Raw genomic sequence first — 6,527 nt, 5'->3', positions numbered from 1 at the left:
TTCTCAAGGCCTGCAATCTGCCGCTCACCGGCACCGGCGTGGTGGATCTCGTGATCACCGATCTCGGCGTCTTTGTCATCGACAAGAAGGGCGGCTCCGGCATGACCCTGATCGAGCTCGCCGACGGCGTGACCGTGGACGAGATCAGGACCAAGACGGCGGCGGATTTCAAGGTCGCTCTGAACGGCAGGCAACGATGATATGGCGTAAGGTTGGCTGTTCCATCGCCGACCTTCTCGACAATGTGGATCAGCTTTCCCGAATGTCGCCTTCCGGCACATCTCGGAAGTAGGTCGTATTTCCGCGAAGCGGCGAAGTGCAGACGTTTACACAGCCGGAGAGTTCGCGGAACGAATCCGGAAGACCGGCATCTGCTGATGTACTCCCTTCAGTTGGGCCATCTCTTGCTCCATGGCAAAGGGCGCCAGGATGTCTTTGACGCCCGGTGCGCTCATAACTTCGCTCGTCAGACAGAGCTCCTTTGCGTCTGACAGGCTCTGAACGCGGGCTGCGATGTTGACTGTCTGACCGAAGTAGTCCAGCCGCTCGTTCAGCGTAACCGCGATGGCTGCTCCCCTGTGAATGCCGATCTTGAGAATGACCTCCCGGCTCGGCAGCCGGTGATTGAACGCTTCCATGTCCTGCAGCATCGCCAGCGCCGCCCGGACGGCATCCGCCGGCTCGACGAAAGCGGCCATGACGGCATCGCCGATGGTCTTGATGATCGCGCCAGCGTGGCGGACTGTAACATCTCGCAATCGCTCGAAGTGCTGCTGCACCAGCGACAGAGCGTTGAGATCGCCGATCCGATCATAGAGGTCGGTCGAGCCCTTCAGGTCGGTAAAGAGCAGCGTGATGTCCCGCACGCCGATCCCCTCGACTGCACGGATCGCTTCCGAGCGGAACAGGTCCCGAAAGGTCTGGGTCGCCAGCAGGCGGCTGCCGGACAGGTGAGGGACGAAGTCGAGTGCGGGGATCGCCAGGATCGGCAGGTCGTTGGCGGGGACGGCAGAGATGGCAAGAAACCCTTGCTGATTTGTCTCATTCTCGATCTCAAACACAATCCGGCCTGGCGCCACGGTGCCCTCGGCCGGCTCGCAACGGTTGCCCAGGTAATGGATGCGGACGGTCTGGGGCGACGTGGCCGGTTCGCCTTCAACCCGGAAGTCGAAACCGGCATCACTGTCGGGACCCCAGGCATGCAGGAGCCCGTCTGTGGCCTCGACCTCGAGCCGGGTCGTTCCCGGCGGCAGGTAGCTGATCGCGGAGGTCCAGGATCTGAGCATCTGAACAAAAGGTGTCCCGTCGGGCAGCAGTCCCTCGTCGGTCAGCTTATAGGCCAAGGCAAAATCCCCGGCCGGGAGATTCTCGGGCCGGTGGAATGCGATCGGCCGGATCTGCGGCGAGACCGTGAAGGTGACGGCGATGCAGTCATCGAGCGCAGCCTCCAGATCGGCCCGGCACATGGCGCAGTGGAACTGATTGCGCACGCCCTTGAGGCTGCCAAAGCTCTCGACCACGCAGGAACAGGCCGAGCAGAGCAGCAGCCAATCCATTTCGAACAAGCCCAGGAAGGCTCCGTGAAGGAACAGATCGATGGCTTCGGCCTCGGCGATGTTCTTCTCGGCGGCGAACCGGATCGGATTGATGCGGAACAGAGCGACGTCATCGGCCGAGCGGATATGGCTCTCCAGCTTGGAGATCACGCGCGGGCTCCAGGCGCGAGCTGCCTCTAAGGCGGCGAGGCGCTCGTCCAGGATCTGTTCGTGGACTACCGCTTCCATCGGGGACCTATCCTGGCCCGCCGCCGTCGGTCGCAGCAATCCAGGGCATCAATGCGGCGCCGCCAGCAACAGCCAATCCGAGGACGAGCAGAGCAGCACCGATGCCCGCCGATGCCCGCTGGCCCAGCGGCAGCAGCTTCTCGATAGCGACCACAAGCGTCAGCAGGAGCATCCAGGCCACGCTCATCATGCCGGCGGCAACCAACACGGCAAACAGGGCCCAACAACAGCCAAGACAATAAACGCCATGCCGAAGGCCCATCCGGAGTGCGCCGGCGGGACCATCGCGCCAGTGTAGGGCAACGAATGCCAAGGGCGAGCGGCAATGGGCAAGGCACGTGCGCTTGAGCGGGGTGAACTGGTATAGCCCGGCGCCGATCAGAACGGCCCCAAGGGCGAGAGGCGCCCAGCGTTCCCGTTCGGCGCTGGACAGGTGAGCGACAACCGAGCTGCCAGCTTGGACAAGAATGTAGACGAGTAGGCCGGCGGCCAGCCAGACCAGCAGGTATCCGGCAACGAAGATCCAGGTCGGGATGGCCATGTTCCGCGTCCGCCGCGCCTGAGCGGCCGCGAAAGTCAGGACCATCGGCGTCATGGCAGGAAACATCATCGCCGCCATCATCACGGTCCACATCGCCACGAATGCAACTACCCCCGGCAGCGACCAGTCCGCCGCCGACATGCCCGTCATCGCCATCCCGCTCATGCTGTCCATGCTCATGCCATCCATGGCCGAGCCGCTCGGTACCTTAACGCCGATAGGCTCAGCCATAACGGAGGCTTGGTACAGAGTCAGCACCCAAGCTCCTGCCGTCAGGACACCGAGCGACAGCAGGAGGGACAACCGCGCCCGTGCCGGAGAAAACATCGGGCGCGGCCTCGCAAGACGGCCGGTTTTGTTCGAAGTCAGCACCGGCACACCCTCAAGGAGAGACGGGATCCGGTCCAGCCCAGTCAAACGGGATGTGCTTGCTCGACCGGCTCTCGCCCGACCAGTGGAAGCCAAATCCCTCTGTGCGCACGTCAACCGACCGGCCCCAGGTAGCGACTTGTCCGGGTCCGACCTCGGAGCCGGGCGGATTGAGCATCTGGACCCGCTGACCCGGCGGCGTTGTCGGTCCGGTCAGGGCCTCCGCCCGCCCGACAACCCGGTTTGGGATCTCGGCTCGCCAGAAGGCAAGGTCGTCCGCGATTTCAAAGGTGATGGGGACGAATTCGATGCCCCGGAACTCTCCGACCAGAGCGGCAAACTGGGCAGGCCACCCGCCGGCTTCACCGGCAAAAATCCGCTGCAGGGCCTCGCGCTGCCGCCCGTCGGCCGTCTCATCGATGAAGAGGCCCATCGCGACCGCCGCGTCGCCAGCCCAGACGTTGCCCTCAAAGGCGGCGAGGGCAAGCAGGTTCAGACCATCCAACTGGACATCGCCAAAATGACCTTGCCGGACATGCCATGCCAGCATGCCCTGGCAGGCATTGTTTGTTGGGGCTTGGGCAAACTCGCAGGGGCAGGGGATGTCGCAGCTGCAGATGTCGAACCAGTCGCCAGCGAGACGCCACTCAGGGACCGTTGCCATCGGATGTCCCTCCATGAGGATGAGATCTCACTTTGATCTGCGGCGGTGAGCGTACGGCTCGGCGCCAACGAAATTGCAAGCCATTACGCGCTGGCACAGCCGGATCTGATCGTCTCAAAATACTACCATCCGACAATCCCAACAATGGCGACCAAACCCCTACTGCTTTTCTTTCAGGCGGGTTCACCCGACAGGCGCCTGAATGGCCGAACCCCACTGTGGCTGCTCCCACTCATTGGACGTCGCGAGACCGAAACAGAAATGAGCGGAAGGTGAGGACCTGAGCTCAAAATCACTGAGCCGAAGGTTGGGCCGCTGCGATCGGTGGTGAGAAGCCCAGGCATTTCGCCCCTGCGGTTGTCCGGACAATACTGCCGCACTGTGAAGCACAGTCGTTCCGCAGATCTGGGCCAACAGGCAAGCGTTCACGTTGCTCCAGCGTCTGAATGAGGACAGAGAGCGGACGTTCAGCTGCATCCGCCCTACGTCGCTGGTTGCCCCGAGCAGACCTTTACGCGCTCGGAGCGATGTCTAGCTCAGCCACTGCCAAGCCTCAGCGGTTGAGGCAGCAGCCGTCGCGAGCCGACCCATGGCTCTTTCAGGCTTTCTCAACGAGCAAGCTTGCCATCCACACACGTCAGGCAGGAACCACCGAAACTGATCCCGGCGTCCCGATGGAGCACCGCGATGACTCCGCTCCCGCTGGCGCACACCGGGTCCTCCTCGACGCCGCACGATGATGCGAACGAACGCACCTCGATGGCCGCCTCGCCACGCGCGTGCCGACCAAAAAGGGAGAAACCCGTCACGCCCAGCCGCTTCTCGAAGGCAGCGGAGCTGCTGGAAGTCGGGCGTCAACGCGAGGACACTGTCTGCGTTGGGAAGCTGCGACAATCCAAATGGCGCCAATATCCACGATGGCGGGCGCCACTTCTCGCACTACCCGTTGCCCGATGATCACCTCCAGGTCGTTGACGTCCTCAGCTGAGAGAGCCGTTATCTTCGCTGGCGGGAGAGCAAGTTTCAGGCGCCTCTCTGCGCCTGCCCTCTCCACGGCTATCTGCACGAGCCCGACACCGTATTCCTGGAAAAGGCGGCCGTTCCGGAGCTTCACCCAACCTGCTTCCAACTCGGCATGGGTGCTGCCGAGCGGGATATCCAAAATTACGCGCCAAACGAACGCTATCCTTTCAACTCCTTCTTCAGTTCGTTGAAGAAACGCCAGTCGGTGCCCTGGGCTAGAAGCTTCTGGGGGCTGCTCTTTAGCATCCCGACTTCGTGGAGGCGCAGGGCGTAGAAGCGCAGAGTGTCCTCAGCGCTATACTCACGCCACTGACCGTAGGGGAGCGCCTTCATGACCTGGAGAGCATGGTCATAGCGCTTAGTATAGCCTTGGTCCACGATGAGCTGCGCGGACTGCTCGGGCTCGCTCGCGCAGAAATCCGCCGCTTTCAAGATGGCGCGGAGGGCGCGTTTGGTGGCCACCGGAGACGTGCGGACGAACTCCCGATTCCCAGCCAGCATGCAGCAGAAGTATCGCGACCAGGGCCGGTCCACGGTGCTGCTAATCACTACATGGCCGATCTGCTGCTCCCGCATCTCCTGCGGTTCGGGAGGAAAGCCCAAGTAAGCATCGATCTTCCCCTCCCTTAGGAGCCGGATAGACTCGGGTCCTGGATGCGTGACGAAGTGTATGTCCTGACGGATGTCCAGGCCCACATAGGCAGCTATACTAGCGAGAAAGACGTATCGGCTGGAATCTAGCGTCGGCACGGCCACGGTCTTCCCCTTGAGATCGCGGATCGTCTGAACGCGATCAGTCCCGAACAGCTCAAAGCAGCCGACGTGGAGTCCTGCCAAGATGACGATGGGATCTCCCGCTTCTAGGCGGAGAAGGAGCGGGGCGGCGAAATGCCCATTGAGGTCGGCTTCACCGGAGGCGAGGGCCGACTCGATGTCTGCGGTCCCCTCTTTTTGGAGGAACTGCACCTCGGTGAACCCTTCGCTGTGCAGCAGTTCTTCGGCTACATACGTGGGGGCTTGACAGATGCTGGGAATCCGGACGAGCCGGATCCGCGTCGTCTCAGGCGGTGGCTCCGCAGCCGCTTGCCCGGGGTACCAGCCCAGGAGCCCCGCTGTCCCCGCCAGCGTTATCCCACGCAGGAACCTCCGTCGGCTGAATGGTCCAGGGTATAGGGTATGCATGGGAACCTCCCTTCCAAATGCTGGCCAGCGTGACACTGAGAACGCTGACCCGTGGACGCTTCTACCCTCGCATGACCCCCTAAACATGCTGCGTATCATAGCATAGTCTTGCTTACGCAAACGAGCGCCTACCCAGTCGCCCTCCGTGCGCCGTGTGATTCCTCGCTCGCGGTACTGCCAGTCCAAAACCTGAGCGGCGATGCTGAACAGAAGAATTTCTCCGGTGGACGCCGCGGCCTCCCGGGTTCGCGGTGCGGCCGAAGCGGTTGCCTCGCGGCCCGGCTCCCTCCAAAACACCGTCGAGCAGTTCCTACAAAGGGTTGCCGCTGCTTAACAATGAGGCCGAAAGGTCCGCTCCTGGCAGATTGCGTTGAAAAAGTCGGCACTCAGACTGGCGGAGACATCGACGAGGCTTTGTTTGCTGAGGTCATGCACCGAGACGATCTGAACGTCGGGCGCTCCTCAGGCCATTTGTGTTATCTGAGGCCCTGATGGTGTGATCAGCTTAGCGAGCTTTCTCAGGTTCTGGGCAGTGGCGGCCAGCAGGAACTCGTCCTGAGCGCCACAGGGGCCCCGCAGCCGCAGACGTCCCATCTTCAGGATCCGCTTGAGATGCGCAAACAACATCTCGATGCGCTTGCGCCCCTGCCGCGACCGCTCATAGGCCGGCGTGCCGGCCAGTGCACGGGCGACCTCCCTGGCGTGCTCATAAATGCTGCGCGGGATCTTGCGCGCGGGCGTGTTGGGACAGCAGCGCTGCTTGAGGTGGCAGGGACCGCAATCGAACGTGCTGCCTCGGTAGATGCGCGTTGTGGTCTTGCGTCGCTTTCGATACTGCTAGCGAATGGGCCGGAGCCTTGGAGGCGGGGATTGGCGTTCTGGGCTTGAGGGGGCAGCACGATCCCGGAGGTCCTCATGTCGCTCCACCCGACCCCATGCCGAGATGTCCCGGCCGCAACGGCAG

The 6,527-nt window shown here is 62.6% G+C and carries 4 protein-coding genes and 2 pseudogenes; 1 reads left to right on the top strand and 5 read right to left on the bottom strand.

All coding sequences use genetic code 11. The annotated features are described in order from the left end of the window. Window positions 1-200 (top strand): annotated as a pseudogene (locus tag ACS5Q1_RS45800) (succinyl-CoA--3-ketoacid-CoA transferase); the annotation flags it as partial. A 126-nt stretch (window positions 201-326) separates the two neighbouring features. On the opposite strand, the gene ACS5Q1_RS45795 reads toward ACS5Q1_RS45800, so the two are convergent. The 5 genes and pseudogenes from ACS5Q1_RS45795 to ACS5Q1_RS45775 all read right to left on the bottom strand — a co-directional run. Then, entirely contained in the window at window positions 327-1,784 is a 1,458-nt protein-coding gene (locus ACS5Q1_RS45795; RefSeq protein WP_473104443.1) for a DUF5939 domain-containing protein, read from the bottom strand. Between the two features lie 7 nt (window positions 1,785-1,791). After that, complete coding sequence (locus tag ACS5Q1_RS45790) at window positions 1,792-2,697, bottom strand: DUF2182 domain-containing protein (protein WP_473104442.1); 906 nt, start codon at window positions 2,695-2,697, stop codon at window positions 1,792-1,794. A 10-nt stretch (window positions 2,698-2,707) separates the two neighbouring features. Next, window positions 2,708-3,358: a DUF1326 domain-containing protein gene (locus ACS5Q1_RS45785; protein ID WP_473104441.1), complete on the bottom strand. Its 651-nt coding sequence runs from the start codon at window positions 3,356-3,358 to the stop codon at window positions 2,708-2,710. Between the two features lie 1,182 nt (window positions 3,359-4,540). Further along, a complete protein-coding gene (locus tag ACS5Q1_RS45780) occupies window positions 4,541-5,563 on the bottom strand; it encodes an ABC transporter substrate-binding protein (RefSeq protein ID WP_473104440.1) in 1,023 nt (340 codons plus the stop codon). Window positions 5,564-6,025: 462 nt separating this feature from the next. Further along, a pseudogene (locus tag ACS5Q1_RS45775) lies at window positions 6,026-6,376 on the bottom strand (transposase); the annotation flags it as partial. Window positions 6,377-6,527: the final 151 nt, after the last annotated feature.

This window comes from Microvirga sp. GN3 (assembly GCF_055792825.1).
The sequence above is the reverse complement of the archived record's forward strand: the minus strand, read 5'-3'. Positions and strand labels throughout refer to the sequence as shown.

Coding starts and splice junctions, on each gene's coding strand:
- ACS5Q1_RS45795 (WP_473104443.1), bottom strand. CDS start 1,784: ATGGAAGCGGTAGTCCACGAACAGATCCTGGACGAGCGCCTCGCCGCC.
- ACS5Q1_RS45785 (WP_473104441.1), bottom strand. CDS start 3,358: ATGGCAACGGTCCCTGAGTGGCGTCTCGCTGGCGACTGGTTCGACATC.
- ACS5Q1_RS45780 (WP_473104440.1), bottom strand. CDS start 5,563: ATGCATACCCTATACCCTGGACCATTCAGCCGACGGAGGTTCCTGCGT.